This is a genomic window from Anaerosacchariphilus polymeriproducens, from assembly GCF_003363435.1.
Taxonomy (GTDB): domain Bacteria; phylum Bacillota; class Clostridia; order Lachnospirales; family Lachnospiraceae; genus Anaerosacchariphilus; species Anaerosacchariphilus polymeriproducens.
The window spans coordinates 15,736-37,919 of record NZ_QRCT01000015.1; the positions used below are offsets into that span (position 1 = coordinate 15,736).

The 22,184-nt window shown below is 32.9% G+C and carries 16 protein-coding genes; all 16 read left to right on the forward strand.

All coding sequences use genetic code 11. From position 1 onward, the window contains the following. Positions 1 to 179 precede the first annotated feature (179 nt). The 16 genes from DWV06_RS06035 (at position 180) to DWV06_RS06110 (ending at position 21,999) form a co-directional block, all read left to right on the forward strand. Positions 180 to 1,283, forward strand: a complete 1,104-nt coding sequence (locus DWV06_RS06035; protein WP_193726002.1) for a Gfo/Idh/MocA family protein — start codon at positions 180 to 182, stop codon at positions 1,281 to 1,283. A 9-nt stretch (positions 1,284 to 1,292) separates the two neighbouring features. Further along, entirely contained in the window at positions 1,293 to 2,207 is a 915-nt protein-coding gene (locus DWV06_RS06040) for a sugar phosphate isomerase/epimerase family protein (RefSeq protein ID WP_115481285.1), read from the forward strand. A 212-nt stretch (positions 2,208 to 2,419) separates the two neighbouring features. After that, complete coding sequence (locus DWV06_RS06045; protein ID WP_115481286.1) at positions 2,420 to 4,018, forward strand: response regulator transcription factor; 1,599 nt, start codon at positions 2,420 to 2,422, stop codon at positions 4,016 to 4,018. Positions 4,019 to 4,028: 10 nt separating this feature from the next. Then, a complete protein-coding gene (locus DWV06_RS06050; protein ID WP_115481287.1) occupies positions 4,029 to 5,063 on the forward strand; it encodes a sensor histidine kinase in 1,035 nt (344 codons plus the stop codon). Between the two features lie 13 nt (positions 5,064 to 5,076). Further along, positions 5,077 to 6,531: an ATP-binding cassette domain-containing protein gene (locus tag DWV06_RS06055; protein WP_162300586.1), complete on the forward strand. Its 1,455-nt coding sequence runs from the start codon at positions 5,077 to 5,079 to the stop codon at positions 6,529 to 6,531. 181 nt (positions 6,532 to 6,712) lie between these two features. Then, positions 6,713 to 7,726: a sugar ABC transporter substrate-binding protein gene (locus DWV06_RS06060; RefSeq protein WP_115481289.1), complete on the forward strand. Its 1,014-nt coding sequence runs from the start codon at positions 6,713 to 6,715 to the stop codon at positions 7,724 to 7,726. A gap of 110 nt (positions 7,727 to 7,836) precedes the next feature. Continuing rightward, on the forward strand, positions 7,837 to 10,161 hold the full coding sequence (locus tag DWV06_RS06065; protein ID WP_115481290.1) for a GH39 family glycosyl hydrolase: 2,325 nt from the start codon (positions 7,837 to 7,839) through the stop codon (positions 10,159 to 10,161). Positions 10,162 to 10,353: 192 nt separating this feature from the next. Next, positions 10,354 to 12,177: a beta-glucoside-specific PTS transporter subunit IIABC gene (locus DWV06_RS06070; RefSeq protein ID WP_115481291.1), complete on the forward strand. Its 1,824-nt coding sequence runs from the start codon at positions 10,354 to 10,356 to the stop codon at positions 12,175 to 12,177. Beyond that, positions 12,167 to 13,597 (forward strand): glycoside hydrolase family 1 protein, encoded by a 1,431-nt coding sequence (locus DWV06_RS06075; RefSeq protein ID WP_115481292.1) that lies wholly within the window; start codon positions 12,167 to 12,169, stop codon positions 13,595 to 13,597. Before DWV06_RS06070 ends, DWV06_RS06075 begins: the two co-directional genes overlap by 11 nt. Before the next feature lie 168 nt (positions 13,598 to 13,765). Then, positions 13,766 to 15,241, forward strand: coding sequence for a sugar ABC transporter ATP-binding protein (locus DWV06_RS06080; RefSeq protein WP_115481293.1), 1,476 nt, complete (start codon positions 13,766 to 13,768; stop codon positions 15,239 to 15,241). 10 nt (positions 15,242 to 15,251) lie between these two features. Continuing rightward, entirely contained in the window at positions 15,252 to 16,226 is a 975-nt protein-coding gene (locus DWV06_RS06085; protein ID WP_115481294.1) for an ABC transporter permease, read from the forward strand. Positions 16,227 to 16,420: 194 nt separating this feature from the next. After that, positions 16,421 to 17,380 (forward strand): flavodoxin family protein, encoded by a 960-nt coding sequence (locus DWV06_RS06090; protein WP_115481295.1) that lies wholly within the window; start codon positions 16,421 to 16,423, stop codon positions 17,378 to 17,380. A 38-nt stretch (positions 17,381 to 17,418) separates the two neighbouring features. Continuing rightward, positions 17,419 to 18,426 (forward strand): sugar phosphate isomerase/epimerase family protein, encoded by a 1,008-nt coding sequence (locus tag DWV06_RS06095; RefSeq protein WP_115481296.1) that lies wholly within the window; start codon positions 17,419 to 17,421, stop codon positions 18,424 to 18,426. Positions 18,427 to 18,444: 18 nt separating this feature from the next. Continuing rightward, complete coding sequence (locus DWV06_RS06100; RefSeq protein ID WP_115481297.1) at positions 18,445 to 18,834, forward strand: C-glycoside deglycosidase beta subunit domain-containing protein; 390 nt, start codon at positions 18,445 to 18,447, stop codon at positions 18,832 to 18,834. A 38-nt stretch (positions 18,835 to 18,872) separates the two neighbouring features. After that, on the forward strand, positions 18,873 to 19,931 hold the full coding sequence (locus tag DWV06_RS06105; RefSeq protein ID WP_115481298.1) for a Gfo/Idh/MocA family protein: 1,059 nt from the start codon (positions 18,873 to 18,875) through the stop codon (positions 19,929 to 19,931). Between the two features lie 244 nt (positions 19,932 to 20,175). Then, entirely contained in the window at positions 20,176 to 21,999 is a 1,824-nt protein-coding gene (locus tag DWV06_RS06110; RefSeq protein WP_235828903.1) for a BCCT family transporter, read from the forward strand. Positions 22,000 to 22,184: the final 185 nt, after the last annotated feature.

Here is a 22,184-nt window from a genome sequence, read left to right on the forward strand (position 1 = left end):
TATAAGGGCAAAAATAAAGATGAGTTTTTTGCCCTTATTTTTTTGACTTCATATTAATAGAGGTAAAAGGGCAAAAAGGAAAAGAAATTTGGAATAAATAATTGAGAGATGGAAAGGAAAAGAAAATCTATAATTGAATTATAAATTAACTAAGTGATAAGTGCGCAGGAGGTATTTTAATGAGTAAACTTAAAGTTGGAATTATTGGTTGTGGTGGAATTGCAAATCAAAAACATTTACCGGCATTGTCAAGACAAAGTGATAAAGTAGAAATGGCAGCTTTTTGTGATATTGATGTAGAGAGAGCAAAAAAAGCAGCAGAAAAATATGGCGTTGAAGGTGCGAAAGTATACGAAGACTATGAGGAGCTATTAAAAGACAAAGCAATTGATTTGGTACATGTATTAACACCTAATGTTTCACATAGTCCAATTACTGTAGCAGCATTTGAGGCAGGAAAACATGTAATGTGTGAAAAACCAATGGCACATAATACAGAAGCAGCACAGGCTATGATGAATGCATGGAAAAAATCTGGTAAGAAATTTACAATAGGATATCAGAATAGATTCCGTCCAGAAATACTTACTCTTCATGAAGCTTGTGAGGCAGGAGATCTTGGAGATATATATTTTGCAAAAGCACATGCAATTAGAAGAAGAGCAGTTCCTACGTGGGGAGTATTTCCAGATAAGTCAAAACAGGGTGGTGGTCCACTTATCGATATCGGAACACATGCACTTGATATCACCTTATGGATGATGAATAATTATGAACCTGTATCAGTAACTGGTTCTGTATTTGAAAAATTAGGCCATCTGGAAGAAGCAACAAAAGGAAATATGTTTGGCGCTTGGGATCCAAAAACTTATGAAGTTGAAGATTCTGCATTTGGATATATTAAAATGTCAAACGGTGCGACTATCTTCTTAGAATCCTCATGGGCTATCAACATGAAAGAATCAAGAGAAGCTTGTACAACCTTATGTGGTACCAAAGCAGGAGCGGAAGTGCTTGGAGGAATGAGCCAAGAAGGACATGAATTGATTTTTAACAAAACAACTCATGGAAAATTAACAGAGGAAACTCTTTCACCTGGTGGGACCATTGCTTTTTTTGAAGGTAAGTCGGATAAAGAAGAGGATGTTGAATGTACACAATGGTTAGAGGCGATTATTTATGACAAAGACCCGGTTGTTCAACCAGAACAAGCATTTATTGTAACAAAAATTCTGGATGCTGTTTATAAATCAGCTGCTAGTGGTCAGGAAATAAAATTCTAGGAGGCATTTATGAAATTAGGATTTGTTAGTGCAATTTTAGATAGTTATACCTTTGAAGAAATGATAGATTTTGCATCAGAAAATGGATTTGAATGTGTTGAAGCCGCCTGTTGGCCAAAAGGAAAGGCAGAGAGAAGATATGCCGGTGTAAGTCACATTGATGTTGCTAATTTAAATGATGAAAAAGCAATATATATTAAAAAATATTGTGCAGATAAAAATGTAAAAATTTCTTCTCTTGCTTATTATCCAAATACAATGGATCCAGACCTGGAAAAAAGAGCAGTTTATGTAGGACATTTACATAAATTAATTGATGCATCTGCGAAATTAGGCGTAAATATGGTTACTACTTTTTTAGGAAGAGATCCAAAGAAATCAGTTTCCGAAAATCTGAAGCTTGTAAAAGAAGTTTGGCCAGCTATAGTAAAATATGCCGAAGAACTGAAGGTAAGAATTGCAATTGAAAATTGTCCAATGTTATTTACAGAAGATGAATGGCCAGGTGGTCAGAACATTATGACTACACCTGCAAACTGGAGAAAAGTATTTGAAATTATTGACAGTGAGTATCTTGGTATTAATTATGATCCATCTCATTTTGTATGGCAGCAGATTGATTATATTAAACCAATCTATGAATTCCGTAATAAGATATTTCATGTTCATTATAAAGACATTAAGGTATATCCTGATAAGCTTGCAGATGTAGGTGTTATGGCTACGCCGCTTCAATATATGTCACCGAAATTGCCAGGTCTTGGTGACGTGGACTGGGGAAAATATGTTTCTGCATTAACGGATATCTCATATGCGGGTTATACTTGTATCGAAGTTGAGGATAAAGCATTTGAAGGATATGATAAAAACGTACAAAATTCCTTACTTTTGAGCCAAAGATATTTAAAACAATTTGTTATATAGTTTCAAAAAGAGTTATAAATAGTTAAGAAGCAGATTTTGAATTCTGCTTAATCGGATAAGAAGGGGAAGTTGTGAACACACTTCTCCTTTTTGGGATAAGTGTAACAATAAAAGTCGTTTAATTATTAAAATTTTTATTTTTTAGAATAAAGGATATACGAATCAAAAAAAATTAGCTATACTATTACTATATAAGTGAAAGAGGTGGGAGCTTGTATAAAGTACTAATAGCAGATGACGAAGTAAATATATGTATGCTGATAAAAAAGTTAATGAACTGGGAAGTACTTCAATTAGAAGTAATTGATATTGTTCATAATGCAGTAGATGCTTTCGCATGTATAAAGAAGCAACAGCCAGACATAGTAATCAGTGATATAAGAATGCCAGGATATGATGGTTTGGTATTGATACAGAAATCTCTTGAACTTCCGAAGAGACCTGAATTTATTATTATTAGTGGGTATAAATATTTTGAATATGCTCACCGTGCACTTAGTATGGGAGTAGAGCATTATCTATTAAAACCGATTGACAAAGAAGAATTGGAAAAATCATTAAAACGAATTGTAGAAAAAATAGAATCCTTTAAGCAGAAAGAGTTCGTAGAAAAGCAGTTAAAAGAAGAAATATACACGAGAAGAAAAACCATGAAAAAGCATTTCCTCACAAGCATAATAAAATATGATGGACAAGCGGTGGATGAGTTGAAGGAGGAATATCAAAATAATTTTAATAGTGGCTGTTTCCAGGCAATCTTTGCTAAAGTAGATTTTCCGATTCAGGGAATAGGTGAATTAAACGGTTTACTTCCAATGATTGAAGCTGTAATAGATGGTATTTTAAAAACAAGCGGTTATGAGTATATCAACAATACTATGAAAAGTGGAATTGTATCAGTTATTAACTTCGATATTTCAGAAAAGAAACATGTAGAAGAGATGTATAATCGTTTTCAGGATCAATTAATGTATGAAATGAATAAGTTCCATTTATTTTCCATTACAATTGGTGTGGGAGAAACTGTGTCTAGTATTTCTAGCGTGAAAACAACTGTAAATGGTGCAATCGAGGCAGTGAAGTGCCGCATTAAAAAGGGAGTAAACCGCATCATTTATAATGAGCAGCTGGCTTATAACAAAGTATATATAAGAGATATATTAAATGAAAGTGAAAAACTTAAAATTGAGAATTTTATGGAAATCATGGATTTTTCTGCATTGCATACTTTTATGGAAGAAAAAATAATTTTGCTCCGACAAACGCCTTTTTATTCTCCGGTATCTGTATTTGATTTTTTTGAAACAATCGAGCATCAAATTGTAAAAGCACTGATTAAAATAAATGCAGATGAAAAGTTGATAGAACGTATCCAACAGCAATTTGAAGCAGCGATGGATATGTGTTTAAAAGAAGAATCTTTGAATCGCAAGTGTCAAAGTATTATTTCGGATTGCATTGACCAGTTGATACAGGATAAGAAAAATAAAAGCCAGCTGCCGGTAAGAATTGCAAAACAGTATATACAGGAAAATTATAAAAAACAGTTAATGTTGGAAGATGTTGCAGAAGCTACCAATTTAAGCCCGGCATATTTGAGTACCATTTTTAAGAAGGAATTAGGAATCAGTTTTACAGATTATATGATATCATGCAGAATAGAAATGGCAAAAGAATTATTAAAGACCACAGATGAAAGCATAGCGGTAATCGCTGAACAGGTGGGCTATGTAGATTACAGATATTTTAGTAAGATTTTTTTAAAAGTGGTAGGACTGAAACCATCTGTATATAGAAAGCTGTTTATGTAAAGAGGGACTTATGAAGAAGAGAAACACTGGATTCCAGGACAGAGTATTTAAATATGCAAAGGTTGTTTTTGGTGGGTTACTTGCAATAAGTGTAATCAATATAATTGTTTTTATAAGTTTTGCTAATGAAAAGTTATCAAAATATGGATATTGTATACTATTACTGCTTGAAATTAGTATTTTAATTACATTCTTACTGATATTTCAGCACTATGTAATCAAACCAATTCGAGTACTGGAAGGAACAATTAGAACTATAAACCATGCATCTTTTGATTATGTATTAGAGGAATTAGAAGATGATTCCTTAACAGACAGTCTAACGCGGATTCTGGAAGAATATAAGAAGAGCATGGTAAGAGAACATACAGAAATTGTTTTGCGTCAGGAATCTGAATATGCCCAACTGCAAAGCCAGATTAATCCTCATTTTCTTTATAATACGCTGGAAGTAGTACGTGGACAGGCGTTGATTGATGATAATTATAAAATTGCAGATATGACAGAGGCATTGGCGAAATATTTTCGTTATAATATTGGTAAGGATAATGATAAAGTCACATTATCTGAAGAAATTGATAATGTTTACAATTATATCAAAATTCAGCAGTATAGGTTTGCGGATAAATTTACCTTTCATATTTATGTACATGATGATACAGAAGAATATAAAAATTGTATTATGCCGAAGATGACTTTGCAGCCAATTGTGGAGAACGCAATCTTTCACGGAATTGAAGGAAAGATAGGAACTGGAACCATTGATTTTCATATCGTTACAACAGAAGAGAGATTGATTGTAACTGTGGCAGATGATGGTATAGGAATGAAAGAAGAAACATTGGAAGAAATTCATAAGAAACTGAACCAATCGCCAATGGTTGTAAGTTATAAGAAAAAGGGGAATGGAATTGCAATTGAGAACGTGAACAATCGTTTGAAACTTCTGTTTGGGAAGGAATACGGAATTCATATATCAAGTACGTGGATGGTTGGAAGTGAGGTTGAAATTACAATTCCTAAAGTATTAAAAGATATGAAATAGGATGGATGAATGTATGAAAAAAGAGATTCTAAGAATGGAAAATGTATATGTAGGTAGCTTCCCACCATTTCTTTTGAATAATTTTCATCTCACTATTAATGAAGGGGAAATAGTCAATTTAATTGGTTTGTCAGGAGCAGGGAAATCTTTGCTCCTAGATTACTTTAATGGTGGGGTAGTATTACATTCAGGAAGAGTAATATGGGATAAAAAAATATTTGAGCCAGGCAGAACATTTATTCCAGATCAAAAATTGAATTGCATTGGACACAATAGCACATTGGTTGAAAAGATGACGGTAGCAGAAAATATATTTGTGCTATCCAGAAAGCAGAAAAGAAGCTTTATTATTAAACGCAGAAATATTGTTTATCGTACAAAATTATTATTAGGGAAATATGCTCCTGATATTAAACCCAATATGCTGGTAGAGCAGTTGACACAATTTCAACAACATGTGGTTGCTTTGCTCCGCGCAGTAGAAAATGAAGCAAGACTTATTATCATTGATGATATTTTTCAATTCTATGGACAAAATGAAATTATGAAGATGCGAAAACTGCTTTTAAAATTAAAGAATAATAATATTTCGATTTTGTGTGAAAGTCATAATGAAAACTTTAATTTAAATATTTCAGATAAAATTGTAATTATACGAAGGGGAATGAATGTTAGAACCTTCTATAATGAGGATTATAATACTCAGTTGGCAACACAACTTCTTCTAGGAAATGAAATTCCAAAAGTAGTACAGCGGCCAAGTCATAAAAAAGAAAAATGCAGACTTGAAATTATTCATTTGCATTGTGGAGAAAAAGTTAAAAATGTAAATTTAAAAATTCATCAAGGAGAAGTAATTGGACTTTATGACTTAGACAATAAAGGAAACAAAGAAATTGCATTATCCCTGGTGGGTGAGTGTAAAATTCAAAGTGGTCAACTGTATTACAATGGAAAACTGTACATTCCAAGAGATATTGATTATGCAGTCAGCAATAACATTGGATATCTTCCAAGAAGCGTGTCTCATGTAGATTTAGTTGATTCTATGAGCTTTATGGATAATTTGTTTTTACCTGTAATGAAAAAGACAAGTAAGTTTAAGTTTTTAAATGATTACTCGGTGCTTAATTTTTTGTGTAAGGAATATATGGAAGAGCTTGGTATAACAGAAAATTACAAAGAAGAGAAAGTAAAAACCTTTGATGCATACATACGAAAAAGCATATTACTTACACGGTGGGTACTGTTTCAACCACAGATAATGGTTTGTATTGAACCATGTTCCAATGCAGATATACAGATGCAAAAAATTATATATGAGGCAATTGAAAATTTGGCAGAACAAGGGTGCAGTGTTATTATTACATCTCCGTATATTATGGATTTAAAACCCATTTGTGATCGAATTGTTATTCTAAATGAAGAAGGGTATGTTGTAACAGCACTAGAAAAACAATTGAAGTGAAAATAATTCAAATAGAAAAGTGAAAGAATTTGCACTTTTTTAAAAGATACTCTCGTTGAATGATAGTAGTATAAATCTTATAATGAAGTTATTAATTAGTTCAGCAATATCGTTTATAATGTGACTAGACTGGAAAAGCTGGCTGAATGGTAATGAAATTCATTGTAAAAGGAGGAAGGTTATGAAAAACAAAATTTTAAGCGCAATCCTTTGTTTAACAATGGTTGTGACAATGGCAACTGGTTGTAATACAAAGGGATCAAGTGAATCAACAGAAAGTACAAGTGGCACAACAGAAACTAATTCAGAGGTTGAAAAAGAATTTGTTGGGTTTGCAATTTCTTATACTGGAAATGATTTTATGCAAGGACTTGCTGACATGGTAAAACAAAAATTTGAATCAGAAGGTTATGATTGTCAGGTTTCTTCAGCAGATGGGGATGCTACAACACAAATCGAACAAATTGAAAATTTCGTTACTATGGGAGCAAAAATGGTACTTGTAATGGCTGTTGACCCAACAGGACTTAAGGACGTTGGTAAAAAGGCTATGGAATCAGGTACAGAAATTGTAGCATTTACAACAAAAATTGAAGGTGGGGAAACAACTTATGTTGGCTCTGCTAGTGAAAATGAAATTGGAACAGCAATTGCAACTTTAGGCTCTGATTGGGTAAATAAAACATTTCCGGATGCAGCAGATGGTTCTGTCGAAACGGTAATCTTTGGATATTCAGGTACGCCAGAAGCAGCAGATAGATCAAAGGGTATTCAAGAAGAAATTGCAAAAAATACAAAATGTAAAGTAAAATATATGGAACCAGAAAGCAATACGTTAGATGCAGCACAACAGGCAGCTGAAAACTTATTTCAGACAAATCCTGATACAAAATTAATTTTATGTTACAACTCAGGGATGTCTAATGGTGTTAATGCTTATATTATGTCTAGTGGTTTATCAGTGGAAGAAAAAGCAACCTTTGGTTCAGATATTAGTGCAGAAGTAATGACTAATATCGGTGCTTCTAAAACTAATGCAAGTATTGTTAGAGGTGCGGTATCTTTAGGAGACTATGATGCTATGTGGGATGATCTTTGGGTACCATGTAAATTAATCCTTACAGGTCAAAAAGATCAGGTAAAACCTGAGTATTTAGGAGAAACTGAATTAATTACGGCTGATAATTTAAAGTAAAAGAAGAATAGTACATTTAATAGGGGACTGACTTAGTCAGTTCCTTTTACCTATTTGGCAGCTGATTAAAAATTTATAAAAGACGTATATTATAAGTTTGGAGGAAGTTTATGCAGGAGTTAAGTAATTCTATACTGTATTATGAATTTGCAAAAGGCGAAACAGAAAGCTATCAAATACATCGAGATATTGAGTTGATTTACCTTCTAAAAGGTGAGTTGGAAGTAGAAGTTGCAGATAAAATATATCATCTTCAAGCAGATGATGTCATTATGATTAATACAATGAACAAACATCGTATTATTAAAAAGAATAACACACTTTATGTTAAGCTATTTATAAGATATATGAAATTATGTCAATTGCTAAATTCTAAAAATTTTTACTTTATATGTAATTCCGTTGTTGAGATTAATAATAATTACGAAGATTTAAGAAAACTTATTATAAAATTGCTTAACGAACATTTTATATATCAAAATTATAAAGAGGTATATTTAAATAAAATTTATTATGAGATAGTAATATTTTTATTGAACGAGTTTCAGATAAAGAAAAATGAGTTAGAGATATCAGATAAAGACGAAGACGAAAAGAGACTAACTGATATCCTTGAGTATATTGAAATCCACTATCAACAGAATATTACGTTAAATGATTTGTCAAAAGAATTTTTTTTAACTCCACAATATTTAGCAAAATATTTTAGAGAAAAAACTGGAACTACGTTCTTAAAATATTTAAATCATGTACGGTTAAAAGCTGCCATAGAAGATTTGAAAAATACGAATCAAACCATATTAAAAGTAGCTTTAGACAATGGATTTCCTAATGTAGCCTCTTTTTCTAGAGTATTTTATGAGAATTTTAAAATAAAACCAATGGTTTTTCGTAATCAATATAGAAAAGATAATTTAGATTCCAATCTTGATTTGGAGAAGATAGATATAGAAGTGCAAACTATATTGAAAGAGAATGTTAGTTATAATGAGGATAATATTGAATGTAATAATATTTCAGTAGAAATCGATGCTTTTCAAAAGCAGAGATATAAAGCATATTGGAGAGAAATGATAGATGTTGGAAATTTTGATTTTTTATCAAATAGTGACATACAAAATCAAATTTCTATATTAAAGAAAGAATTGGGCTTTGAATATGCTAAGATTGTCTTAGATAATACGATTGAATATAATGAAATTGGTAAATTTGATTATTTTAAAAATGAAAGAGTATTTGACTTTCTTCTTGAAAATAACTTTAAACTCTATATTGTAATTGATTATCGAAAGATTAGATTAAATAATAATTTTTATGCATACTTGGATAAATTACTTTCTCATTTTGCCAATCGTTATAGTATTACCAATGTACAAAATTGGAGATTTGAATTATTTTATGACAGCGATTTTGAAGATGAGAAAGCGATTCTCTATTTTGAAGAATATAAGAAGATATCTGCTATAATTAATAAATATAATATTCGTAAAGATTTAATGGGGCCTGGTATTTTTCTAAGCTACGAAGGTGATAATTTGCAACGTTATTTGGAGGTAATGAAAAGAAGTAAAATCTCATATGATACGCTTACTTTATCTGTATACCCTTATTTATATGGCAAAGTAGAAGAGGAAATAATGTTGCACCGAATATCTAATAATCAATACATGAATAATCAATATGCTTTGGCAAAAAGCATTATGAAAAAACATGGTGTAGATTTTGAAAACATTTATTTTACAGAATGGAAAGAATCATTAATGCAAAATGATATTATTAATGACTCGTGTTATAAAGGTGCACTTATTGTAAAAAATATACTTAGTTGCTTTGATGAAGTAAATGTACTGTGTTATAGCAGCCCACTGGATATTATGTTAGATAGTAAAAATTCAAATAGTGTTGTAAGCGGACTAGCTGGTATGCTTACCAAGCAAGGAATAAAAAAACCAGCCTTTTATGCTTATTACTTTCTAAATAAAATAGGAAAGTATTTATTAAAAAAAGAAGAACACTTATTAATAACAGCATCTGAAACAAAAAATTATTCAATTGTCTGTCATAATTGCAAAAAATTAAATTACAAGTACTATACACAGAAGGAACATCAAGTTTTAACTGGTAGCTATGATGAATTATTTGAAGATAACGATAAATTGACGCTTCAATTTCAATTTAAAAATATTGATAACGGGAAATATTGTATAAAAGAAAGGTCAATTAATAAACATTTCGGAAGTGTCCAAGATACTTGGCTTCAGATGATAGAAACTGAGGAAATAAATATAGGATTAAGTGAAGTTGATTATTTAAAGAATATGGCTGCCCCTAGTATTCGACTTTATAGTGCCCAAGTGACAGATGGGACCCTTTGTTTGGAATATCAATTAGAACCAAATGAAATAAAGCATATTCATATCATTTACCAATATTAAAAAGATATAATAGAAGACGATATTATAAATTAATCATTAAAAATTAATTTATAATATCGTCTATTTAGAATATGATAAAAATTAATTAATAATTAACAAGGGATTAATTAATTAATTGGGCGAACCCTAGAAGAATTTTTTCTATAATATAGTGGTAAGCAAAAACTGTATTGGAGATAAGGAGTTGAGATTATGAACTATTCTAAGTTGGTTAGTGAATTGTTAAAATGCATTGGAGGGAAGGAAAATATTAAACAAGTTTCTCATTGCTATACAAGATTACGTTTTTCGCTATATGATGACAAAAAGGTAACGAATGAAAAGGTGAGAAATATGGAAGGTGTTTTAAACGCTATGTTTGCTTCTGGACAATATCAGGTTGTAATTGGAAGCAAGGTTGATGAGGTTTATGAGGAATTAATAAAGCAGGCGGGGATTATGGAAGTTCAACAAGAATCCACGATGCAAGAAAAAAACACATTTAAATCAAAACAAATACCTGGTAAAGTTTTAAATGTCTTTATCAGTTGTTTTACACCAATTATTCCGGTTATAGCAGGATGTGGAATGATAAAAGTAATATGTGCACTTTTACTTAATGCGCACATTTTGACGGATACTTCGTCAACTTATGCTATATTAACAATTTTTGGAGATACTGTATATTATTTTCTTCCAATATTTGTTGCGTATACAGCGGCAAAGAAATTAGAAACAGATCCATTTACTTCAATGGTATTAGCTGGTATTCTGCTACATCCTAATTTTGCGGCACTTGCTACAGAAGGTGTAAATACCACAAGCTTTTTAAATATACCAATTCAAATTGTAAGTTATAGTGCACAGGCGTTACCAGTAATTATTACAGTATGGTTAATGAAATATATTGATAAGTTTATAAATAAAATTTGTCCAAATATAGTTAAAATATTCTTAAGGCCTATGCTGAACATATTAATAACAGCGCCAATTATGCTTGCGATTATTGGCCCAATGGGCTCAGTTCTAGGTAATTATTTTTCAAAATTTGTTGATATTATGAATCACTGGGGCTGGATTGCTGTAGGTCTAAATGCAGCTGTTTTTCCGCTACTTGTTTTAACTGGTATGCATAACGCATTAATTCCACTTATCATAACAATGTTTTCAACACAGGGGTTTGATGCAATATTAATAACAAGCGGATTGGTCGCCAATATTGCAGAAGGCGGTGCGGCAAGTGCTGTAGCATTTAAGACTAAAAATAAAGAACTAAAAGGAACTGCACTATCTGCAAGTATTTCTGCTTTGCTTGGTATCACAGAACCAGCTTTATATGGTGTTAATTTAAGAATGAAACGCCCATTTGCTGCAGTGATGTTAGGCTCTTTAATATCTGGATGTATAGCAGGAATTCTTGGTGTTACTGCATATGCCTTCGTGAGTCCTAGTATATTATCATTACCTATTTTTGCTGGTGGAAATGGAAATTCATTAATAGGCGCTATTATCACGGTACCAGTAACCTTCGTAATAACTTTTGCAATTACTTGGTTTTTAGGATTTAAAGATATTTCAAGTGAGAAAGAAAAATTAATTGCATCACCAGTAGAAGGTAAAGTAATTCCACTTTCAGAAGTAAATGATCAAGCTTTTGCTTCAGAAACCTTAGGAAAAGGGTATGCAATTGTTCCAACAAAAGGTGAGATAACAGCACCATTTGATGGTCAAGTAGATGCAATATTTGAAACAAAGCATGCGATTGGTTTAAGAAGAGAAGATGGAATGGAATTATTAATTCATATAGGCCTGGATACAGTAAAGCTTAATGGTCAGTATTTTGAAAGCTTTGTTGAAAATGGAAAAAAAATAAAAAAGGGTGAGACTTTAATTAAATTTGATTTAGATAAATTAATTGAATTAGGATATGATGTTACAACTCCTGTTATTGTTGCCAATACAGATAAATTCAGCAAAATTGAAGTTTTGCATAAAACAGATGTTGTACTAAGTGAGGTTATTTTACATGTCGAATAAAAATGTATTTGAAAGTGATTTTCTATGGGGGGCGTCAACAGCGGCGAACCAAGTAGAAGGAGCATGGAATGAAGATGGAAAAGGTATGAGCGTGGCGGATGTTTTAGCAAAGGGAGTGAATGGTGCCATGCGGGAGGAGACGCCAGAAATATATCCTGATCGATATTATCCCTCCCATAAAGCCAGTGATTTTTATCATCATTATAAAGAAGATATAAAATTGTTTCATGAGATGGGACTAAAGGCTTATCGTATGTCGATTGCATGGACAAGGATATTTCCCAATGGTTGTGATAAAAATCCAAATGAAAAGGGTTTAGAATTTTATGATGCGGTCATCGATGAATTACTGAAATATAAAATAGAGCCAGTAGTAACAATTTCTCATTATGAACCTCCATTTTCATTTGCATTAAAGGGTGGTTGGTCGAATCGTGAAGTGATTGATCATTACTTACGTTACTGTAGAGTGTTATTTACCAGATATAAACAAAAAATAAAATATTGGATTACATTTAATGAAATAAATTGTTTATTAGTTCCATTTGGGATCATGACAGCGGGAGGAATCTATAGTCCTATTGATTCAACCCAAAACACGGAGCAAATTCGTTTTCAGGCTTTACACCATCAATTTGTAGCAAGTGCTAAAGCGGTACAATTGGCTCATGAAATAGATGAAAACTTTAAGATAGGGTGTATGATTGCATACATGGCAAACTACCCATTAACGTGTAAACCAATAGATGTATGGACTGCAAAACAAGAGGATCAAATGAAAAATATGTTCTGTGGCGATGTAATGGTTCGAGGTGAATATCCTGGATTTGCTATACGTTATATGCAGGAACATGATATTTATGTAGAAACATTGGAAGAGGATAAGGAAGTATTAAAAAATGGAATAGTAGATTTTTATTCTTGCAGCTACTATATGACCAATTGCATTGCAGCCAAAACAGATGCAGAAAAAACAAGTGGTAATTTGATTCAAGGGTTAAAGAATCCTTATTTAAAAGCAAGTGAATGGGGATGGCAAATAGATCCTTTGGGGCTTCGTTGGGTACTCAATAATGTCTTTGACCGTTACCAAAAACCTATTATGATTGTAGAAAATGGATTAGGAGCTGTGGACGTAGTTGAAGTAGATGGTTCTATCAAAGATGACTATCGAATTGATTATCTTAGCCAGCATATTAAAGAGTTAAAAGAGGCTAAAATGGATGGGGTAAATGTGATTGGATATCTTCCGTGGAGTGCAATAGATTTAATTGCTTTATCTACTGGAAGTATAGAAAAAAGATATGGTTTTATACATGTTGATGCTGATAATGAGGGAAATGGAAGTTTGAAACGAACCCCCAAAAAATCGTTCTATTGGTATAAGAATGTAATTGAATCCAAAGGAGAAGAAATTTAATAAAGTATGTGTGGTGGTATCAATGATGATACCACCATTTTGAATATAAATAAGAAATCCAAAAAATTTACACTTATTTGAAAATCAAGCACATTGTTGTAACCACTCCATCTCGATATAATGATTACATAAGAAAAAGTATTTGGCATTAAAACAGGAGGATGGAATATGGAAGATATAGTATTATCATTGAAAAACATTACAAAGCGATATCCTGGCGTTGTAGCATTAGACGATGTATCAATAGATTTTTCCAGAGGTGAAGTGCATGCACTGCTTGGTGAAAATGGTGCCGGTAAATCAACTTTAATCAAAGTAATCTCCGGAGCGATCGAAAATGATATTGGAACAATTATGGTAGGAAATGAAACCTATCATAAAATGAATCCTAAGATTTCAAGAGGACATGGAATTGAGGTTATATATCAAGAATATAACTTAATCAATTCCCTAACCGTAGCCGAGAATATTTGTCTTGGTGCAAAGAGCAAAGGATTAGTGGATTATAAGGCAATGGAGAAGATTACAAATGATATCTTTCAGCCATATCATATTAACATTAATCCAAAAACATTGGTTCGAGATTTAACACCAGCTCACCAGCAATTAGTAGAGATTGCAAAAGCAATTTCAAAAGATGCAAAAATAATTATTATGGATGAACCAACAGCCCAGTTAACGGTAGCAGAAGTGGAACATCTTTATGATATAATTAGGACCTTGAAAAAGAAAAATGTTACAATTATATTTATATCACATCGTATGGAAGAAATATTTACAATTACAGATAAAGTAACTATCATGAGAGATGGGCAATATGTAACCACAGTAAATACTTCTCAGACAGATAGAAAGTCTTTGATTGCACTTATGGTTGGAAGGGAGCTGACAGAGACCTATCCCAAAAGAGACTGTGTGAGAGAGGAAGTTGTCCTAGAGGTAAGAAATATTTATGGATTTAAAAATGAAAATGTATCTTTTCAGCTACATAAAGGGGAAATACTCGGTTTTTCAGGATTGGTAGGTTCTGGAAGAACAGAGTTGATGAGAGCTATCTTTGGAGCAGATAAAAAATATGGCGGAGAAGTTTTCATAAATGGAGTAAAATCATATATTAAATCTCCAAAAGATGCAATTGCAAAGGGAATAGGATTGATTCCGGAAGATAGAAAGTGGCAGGGCTGCTTTCTGAATATGACTATTGAATGGAACATCGCAATTTCAAATATTAAAACATTATCAAAAAAGTTCATTGTGAGTGATAAAAAAATTAAGAATCAAGCAGAAATCTATTCAGATCGATTAAACATAAAGACTCCTTCTATTTTACAAAAAGTAGGAAATCTAAGTGGTGGTAATCAGCAAAAGGTTGTTTTAGCAAAAGTACTTGCAGGCAATTCCGACATTATTATTTTTGACGAACCAACAAGAGGTATTGACGTTGGAGCAAGACATGAAATCTATATCCTGATGTCGGAACTGGTAGAGCAGGGAAAATCAATTATCATGATAAGCTCAGACATGGAAGAGTTAATTGGAATGTCTGACAGAGTTATAGTTCTTTGCGAAGGTAAAATTTCAGGGGAACTAAATAAAGAAGAATTTTCACAAAATCAAATATTAGAACTAGCTTCGATCGATTAGGAGGAAAACCATGAATACAATAAAAGTTCAAAAAATAATTAAAAAAAATGTATTACTACTCATATTAATTGGGTTATGTTTGTTATTCGCAGTTTTATCAGAGAATTTTTTTACTGTATCAAATCTTTTGAATATCGTAAAACAAAATGCTTATTTAATTATTGCATCTATCGGTGTTGCATTGGTTATGATTAGTGGTGGAACGGATTTATCTATTGGGCAGTTAATGAGTGTGGTTGCAGTTTGTACTGGAGCATTCTTAAAATGGATGAATCTGCCGCTGCCACTTGTAATGATACTCGCAATTCTAATTGGTGCGATACTTGGAGCATTTAATGGTTTTGTTGCAAATTTATTAAAGATTCATCCTATGATTGTTACTTTGGCAACCATGACCATGTTTCAGGGTATTTCTTTCTTGATCTCTGGCTCAAAAGCAATTTATGATTTGGATAACAGCTTTAAATTTATTGGTCAGGGTTATATTGGATTTATACCAGTTCCAGTAATAATCGTAGTAGTGGTAGCTCTTATCGTGGATTTTGTAGCCAAGAAAACTTATTTTGGCCGTTACATATTTGCTTCAGGTGGCAATCCAGAGGCAGCAAGACTTGCTGGTGTAAGTGTTAAAAAAGTCAAATTGATGGTATTTATTATTTGCGGTGCTTTAGGCGCACTTGCCAGCGTTGTAATGGTATCAAGAGCAGGATCTGCCAATTCAACCATGGGACCAGGTACAGAATTCAATGCAATCACAGCCTGTGTACTTGGCGGAATCAGTTTCATTGGTGGAGAAGGAGAAGTAAAGGGTGTCATTATAGGTGCGTTAATTCTCGGCGTTTTATCAAATGGAATGCAGTTGATTGGACTTGGAATTTATGTACAGTATGTTGTAAAAGGAATTATCCTCTTACTTGCTATAGGTTATGATACGTATCAAAAACAGGCTAAGGTGAGAAAGGTAGTTTCAACAAAAGCATTGTAATTCTTGAATGCAAAAAAAACACTATGATATTTGCTAAATAGGCAGAAACAGAAGAAATATAAGTGCAATTGAATAAAATACGTTTATGAATAAGTTAATAATTCAAATGCTAAAGAAGTTAAGATTGTATAGAATAAATGTATCCTAAAGTTAGCAGTAAGGATGCCCCAAAAATGTGAAAAAAGGAGAAGAGAATGAATAAAAAAGTAGTAGGAATATCATTTGGAAGAAAAATGGGCAACACAGATGTCATGATCAAAACAGCCTTAATGGAATGTGAGAAAGCAGGAAACGAGGTACAGTTTATTCGTGTTGATGATTTAGATATTAAAACTTGTACAGGGTGTATTGCTTGTGTAGAAGGAATGATAAGCGGAAGAGGAAAAGGGGAGTGTCATTTAAAAGACGATTTTTATATCATAGATGAAGCATTAATGGAGTGTGATGCTGTAATTGTAGGATCACCAACCTATGTACTTTCTCCAACAGGAAGATTTAAGACGGTGTGTGACCGAATCGGACCATCTCATGATGTAACCTTCAGAAAAGCAATCTTTGATGAGGGATTAATGGCTGGAAAAGCAGTAGATACTTTACCGGATGAAAGAAGCTTTAAGCCTCGTGTAGGAGCACTGTTATCCGTAGGGGGAGCCATGACCCGGAACTGGTTATCCTTTATGTTACCAACGATGTATGAATTTACTATGTCAATGGGAATTGATGTAGTGGATATGCATGAATATTTTGGAGCTATGGCATATGAGCATGTACTTGGAAATGAAAAGGAAATGCTTCGTGCAAAATTAATGGGACAAAATATTGCTAAGGCTTTAGCAGCAGAAATAGAAGAAGAACGTACAAAATGGCGTGGTAAAGAAGAGGGAGTTTGTCCTGTTTGTCATTGTGACATGCTGACCGTGTCCAAGGACAGAACCTATGTAGAATGTCCAGTATGTGGAATTCCTGGAGAAGTAGAAGTAGTAGATGGTAAAATAAAAACTACTTTTAGTAAAGAAGAGCAGAAGCGTTCGAGATTACACTGGGATGGAAAACTGGAACATTCCACAGAAATTAAAACGAGAGCAGCTGGACCAGGACAGATTCCAAATCTTAAAGAATTAAAAAAAGCTTATCAAAATTATTTAAATAGTTAAAATTATTCCATAAGATGATTGTGAAAGGAGTCAGTAGAATGAGCAAAATAAAAAGAGCAGTAAGTATGTATAGTTTGCAGGATCAATATGCAAGAGGAAAAATGAACTTGGAAGATATATTTCAATACTTGGATGAATTAGGAGCAGGACTTGAATTCATCAGCGATCAGATGATGAAGGGAACTCCAGAACCAACAGAAGAGACATTAAAAGAGTGGGATGCATTAGTAGAAAAATATAAGCCAGTTTTGGTATGTAATGATGTATTTATTAACACCTGTTTATATAAGAATAGAGAGCTGACAGACAAGGAAGCACTTGACTTACTAATTAAGGAAATTAAGTTAGCACATCGATTAGGATTTAAGATGATTCGTCTTGTATCCAATACAAGAGCATCCATCATTGAACCAGCACTTCCAGTTGCAATTGAAAATGATGTAGTTATGACTCTTGAAATTCATGCAGGTATGAGTTTTGATCAGCCATTAACACAGGCGTTCATTGAAGTGATGAAGAAATTAAATTCACCATATGTAGGATTAACCGTAGATACTGGAATATTCTGTAGAAGACATCCAAGAGTTTCCTCCGCATTTTTTAAAGAATTAGGTGTAAAACAGGAAATTATTGATTATGTAGACAATATTTTTTCATCAGGTGTAGATCCAAAACATTTCTTCATGGAAGCAAGAAAGCAGGGAAAACATTTCCCAGATGAATTGCAGGCTATGATTGAAACGCAGGATGAATTTGAATATGCATTATTCTGTGATGGATATGAAATGAGCGATTTTACAATTCTTGATGAATATTTACCATATATCAAACACATTCATGGAAAAATCTATGAAATGACAGAGGAAGGTATTGAGTATTCGATACCATTTGATGAGCTGATTCAGTATCTGGATAAAGTAGGATACGATGGCTATATTGCAACCGAGTATGAAGGTAATCGATTTGCACTAGCCAATGAAGAGATTCGTGATAAGGAAAACGTAACTGCGCATCAGAATATGCTTAAGAAATATATTGAGGTATGATAGGAAGGAGGAATCAGAATGTTTGATAATTATGTGTTTACAGAAGGATCATGCAAAAATGTTATAGAAGGAGATAAGGTAATAGGTTTTGAACTACAAACCTTAATTACATATTATAGAGGAATTCCATGTTCTATGGTTCATGATGTGAAAGTGAAAGTAGATAATAAAGAAATACCTAGAGAGTCGATTCGTTTCAGCCCAGATGGCGAAACGTATTTTACATTAGATGAATTAGAAACCGTGACTACTTATAAATGGGAGTATGGAGTGCAGGGACATGTGAGAGTGCTCGTAGATGGAGGTCTTTCCAAAGGCGAACATGAAGTATCACTTACAACCATGATTCGTGTAGCTTACATTCCAGTTCCATTTGGTGGAACTAAGGTAAGAAAAGTTGTCATTTAAATATTAGTGAATTTAAATCAAGATAAGAGGACGAAAAGATGCAAATAAAATTTGGAATTTTAGGTTATGGTTTTATGGGACATATTCACACGGATATGATCAAAAGCTTAGAAGGAGCAGAGGTTGTTGCAATTTGCGACAACGATCCTGTGAAGCTGATCGATGCCCCAGAAGGAATAGTTCAATATACAAACATGGATAATTTGTTTGCTGATGAAAATGTAAATACTATATTAGTATCCATTTCCAATCATGTACATAAAGAAGCAGTAATCAAGGCTGCACGTGCTGGAAAACATATACTATGTGAAAAACCAGCTGCTCTGTCTGTAATTGAATTTGATGAAATGATGGATGTAGTGAATGAATGTGGTGTGAAATTTAGTGTTCATCAACAAAGAAGATGGGATAAAGATTTTAGAATTTCAAAAGAAGTATATGATAAACAATTGGTAGGTGATATATTTACCATTCAATCAAAATTATATGGTTTTAATGGAAATATGCATGACTGGCACGTGTATCCAGAGTTTGGAGGCGGAATGCTTTATGATTGGGGCGTACATTTGATTGACCAGATGCTTTGGATGGTTGATAGTAAGATTAAGACTGTTTATGCGGATTTACGTAATGTAATAAACGAAAAGGTAGATGATTATTTTAAAATTATAATTAAATTTGAGAATAACATTATAGCTGAAATAGAATTAGGAACCTATTTTCTTGGAAACAAAGAGAAATGGTTTGAAAAACACTGGTTTATCGGTGGTAACAAAGGTAGTATGTATTTGGATGGCTTTGAACCTGTGGGACAAATTATAAGAACTTCACAGCTTCTTGAGAATGTTTCAGGTAAAACAACAATGACAGCAGCGGGTCCGACCCGTTCTTTTGGTCCTCCACCAGAAGGAAGAATTATTGTAGAAGATTTGCCAGAAGTAAATGTCAAACACAGCATGTATTTTGATAATTTTATCAAGGCAATAAATGACGAAGAAGAGTTTATTGTTAAATTTGAAGAAGTCAGAAGAGTACTTCGTTTCATGGAAGCAGTGAGAGAATCAGCTAAAACTGGAAGAACAGTAGATTTTGAGTGAATAGAACATTCCATTATTATTTTCTCCTTGTCAAATTAATTTTCATTTAAATGTATAAATTAAATTATTATATTCCTATAATACTATGATAAATATATTAAAATTAAGTAACTATAATTCAAGTTTTTAACATTTTATTTTGAATTTTATGAACATAATGGTAAAATGGTAATGTTTAAGACAGATGATTTCAAGTTTGTTGTTTTTAAACATTAATAATAGTTATAATTAGGAGGAATATGGTTTGATTGATGAAAACAAGGAAAATGAATCAAAAAAAATACTTGCAAAAAAGTTAAAAAAAGCAGAAAAGGAAGCTCGTAAAAAAGCGATTAAAAATCGTAAACCGTTTAAGGGATTACAAATAAGACTTACGCCTTCATTATTCGATGAAGAAGGACGACAGGAACCAGGTGAGAATAACTGGTCAGGTCTTGGTTTTGATATACATCCACAGGTTACATTGATATCAGTTGCATTATTGTTTCTATTTATATTATTAACTTTATTATTCCCGAGTAAAGCAGAAAATATATTTTCAGGCTTGATGACAAGCGTTACAAAGAATGCAGGATGGTTTTTTATCATGGCAGCGAATATTTTTATCATAGCAGCTTTATATTTTGCATTTGGTAGATTCGGCAACATTAGAATCGGAGGAAATAATGCAAAGCCTGAGTTTAGTAAATTTGGCTGGTATGCAATGTTAATTAGTGCGGGTATGGGAATTGGTCTGTTGTTTTGGAGTGTTGGAGAACCGATTAGTCATTTGCAGAATCCGTCACCTATGTTTGGAGGCATAGAGAAAGGTTCAGCTGCGGCAGCACAGGCAGCAATGGCAACTACATTTTTTCATTGGGGTTTTCATCCGTGGGCTATATATGCCATAGTAGGATTGGGACTTGCTTTTTTTTCTTACAATAGAGGATTGCCATTAACAATCCGATCAGTTTTTTATCCACTTATAGGTAATAAGATCTATGGACTTTTAGGAAATATTATAGATGTATTATCTGTGCTTGCAACACTTATCGGACTTGCAACTTCATTAGGCCTAGGTGTTGCACAGGTCAATGCTGGTTTAAATTATTTATTTGGAATACAAATGAGTACAGGAGTACAGGTAGTGCTTATTATAGTGATAACGGGATTTGCTACCATTTCAGTTGTTCTGGGACTTGATGGCGGCGTAAAACGGCTAAGTGAGATTAATATGATAATGGCTGGCATATTTATGATATTTATATTAATTGCAGGGCCAACAGTATATATTTTAAGTGGATTTACACAGAATCTTGGTTTTTACTTATCTGAGCTTTTGGAGATGAGCTTTTGGGCAGAGACCTATCGAGATAGCTCATGGCAAGGTGTATGGACAATTTTTTACTGGGCATGGTGGATTTCTTGGTCTCCATTTGTGGGAATGTTCATTGCACGTATTTCAAAAGGACGAACAGTTAGAGAATTTATATTAGGTGTAATGTTAATTCCATCTTTGTTGTCTTTTTTATGGATGAGCGTGTTTGGAGGAACGGCATTATATTTACAGACGAATAGTATAGGTGATATTGCATCTGTCGTTTCACAGGATGTTGCAGTAGCTTTGTTTTCGATGCTTAAACATCTGCCATGGACTTCATTATTATCTATGGTTGGAATTATTCTGGTAACAGTATTTTTTGTTACATCCTCAGACTCTGGGTCTTTGGTTGTAGACCATTTGATATCGGGCGGAAAGCTTGACTCACCAGTTCCACAACGTATCTTTTGGGCGCTTATGGAAGGAGTTGTAGCTGCAACATTATTGATTGGAGGAGGTTTAAATGCACTTCAGACTGCCTCAGTCATAACAGGTTTGCCCTTTGCGATTCTCTTGATTTTGCTTGTTTATTCCTTAAAGATTGGATTGCAGGAAGAATACGAGATTGAGGAAGCGGTACGGAAAAGATTGATAGAAGTTGAAAAAGAACATTTCCTTAATGAAGCTATAACTGAAGTACTGCAAGAAGAAAACGCATCATCTCCGGATAAAGTCGTATATGAAAAGATAGAAGAAATGAAAAAATAAAAACTTTTAAAGATAAAGAGTTTAGATTTGAAGATAAGGCAGCAATTTATGAGATTTACAAGAAGCTATGTCATCAAGGACAATCAGCCATCTCTAAAATATCCGTTAAAGAACACTTTACACGATAATGTTCTTTAACGGATATTTTGCTTTAATCTGCTTATTGTAAAGAACGCTCATACATG

Excerpts from the sequence above, each read along its gene's own strand:
- DWV06_RS06080 (WP_115481293.1), top strand. The coding sequence starts at position 13,766 with ATGGAAGATATAGTATTATCATTGAAAAACATTACAAAGCGATATCCT.
- DWV06_RS06075 (WP_115481292.1), top strand. The coding sequence starts at position 12,167 with ATGTCGAATAAAAATGTATTTGAAAGTGATTTTCTATGGGGGGCGTCA.
- DWV06_RS06065 (WP_115481290.1), top strand. The coding sequence starts at position 7,837 with ATGCAGGAGTTAAGTAATTCTATACTGTATTATGAATTTGCAAAAGGC.
- DWV06_RS06050 (WP_115481287.1), top strand. The coding sequence starts at position 4,029 with ATGAAGAAGAGAAACACTGGATTCCAGGACAGAGTATTTAAATATGCA.
- DWV06_RS06040 (WP_115481285.1), top strand. The coding sequence starts at position 1,293 with ATGAAATTAGGATTTGTTAGTGCAATTTTAGATAGTTATACCTTTGAA.
- DWV06_RS06095 (WP_115481296.1), top strand. The coding sequence starts at position 17,419 with ATGAGCAAAATAAAAAGAGCAGTAAGTATGTATAGTTTGCAGGATCAA.
- DWV06_RS06035 (WP_193726002.1), top strand. The coding sequence starts at position 180 with ATGAGTAAACTTAAAGTTGGAATTATTGGTTGTGGTGGAATTGCAAAT.
- DWV06_RS06105 (WP_115481298.1), top strand. The coding sequence starts at position 18,873 with ATGCAAATAAAATTTGGAATTTTAGGTTATGGTTTTATGGGACATATT.
- DWV06_RS06090 (WP_115481295.1), top strand. The coding sequence starts at position 16,421 with ATGAATAAAAAAGTAGTAGGAATATCATTTGGAAGAAAAATGGGCAAC.
- DWV06_RS06070 (WP_115481291.1), top strand. The coding sequence starts at position 10,354 with ATGAACTATTCTAAGTTGGTTAGTGAATTGTTAAAATGCATTGGAGGG.
- DWV06_RS06100 (WP_115481297.1), top strand. The coding sequence starts at position 18,445 with ATGTTTGATAATTATGTGTTTACAGAAGGATCATGCAAAAATGTTATA.
- DWV06_RS06085 (WP_115481294.1), top strand. The coding sequence starts at position 15,252 with ATGAATACAATAAAAGTTCAAAAAATAATTAAAAAAAATGTATTACTA.
- DWV06_RS06055 (WP_162300586.1), top strand. The coding sequence starts at position 5,077 with ATGAAAAAAGAGATTCTAAGAATGGAAAATGTATATGTAGGTAGCTTC.
- DWV06_RS06060 (WP_115481289.1), top strand. The coding sequence starts at position 6,713 with ATGAAAAACAAAATTTTAAGCGCAATCCTTTGTTTAACAATGGTTGTG.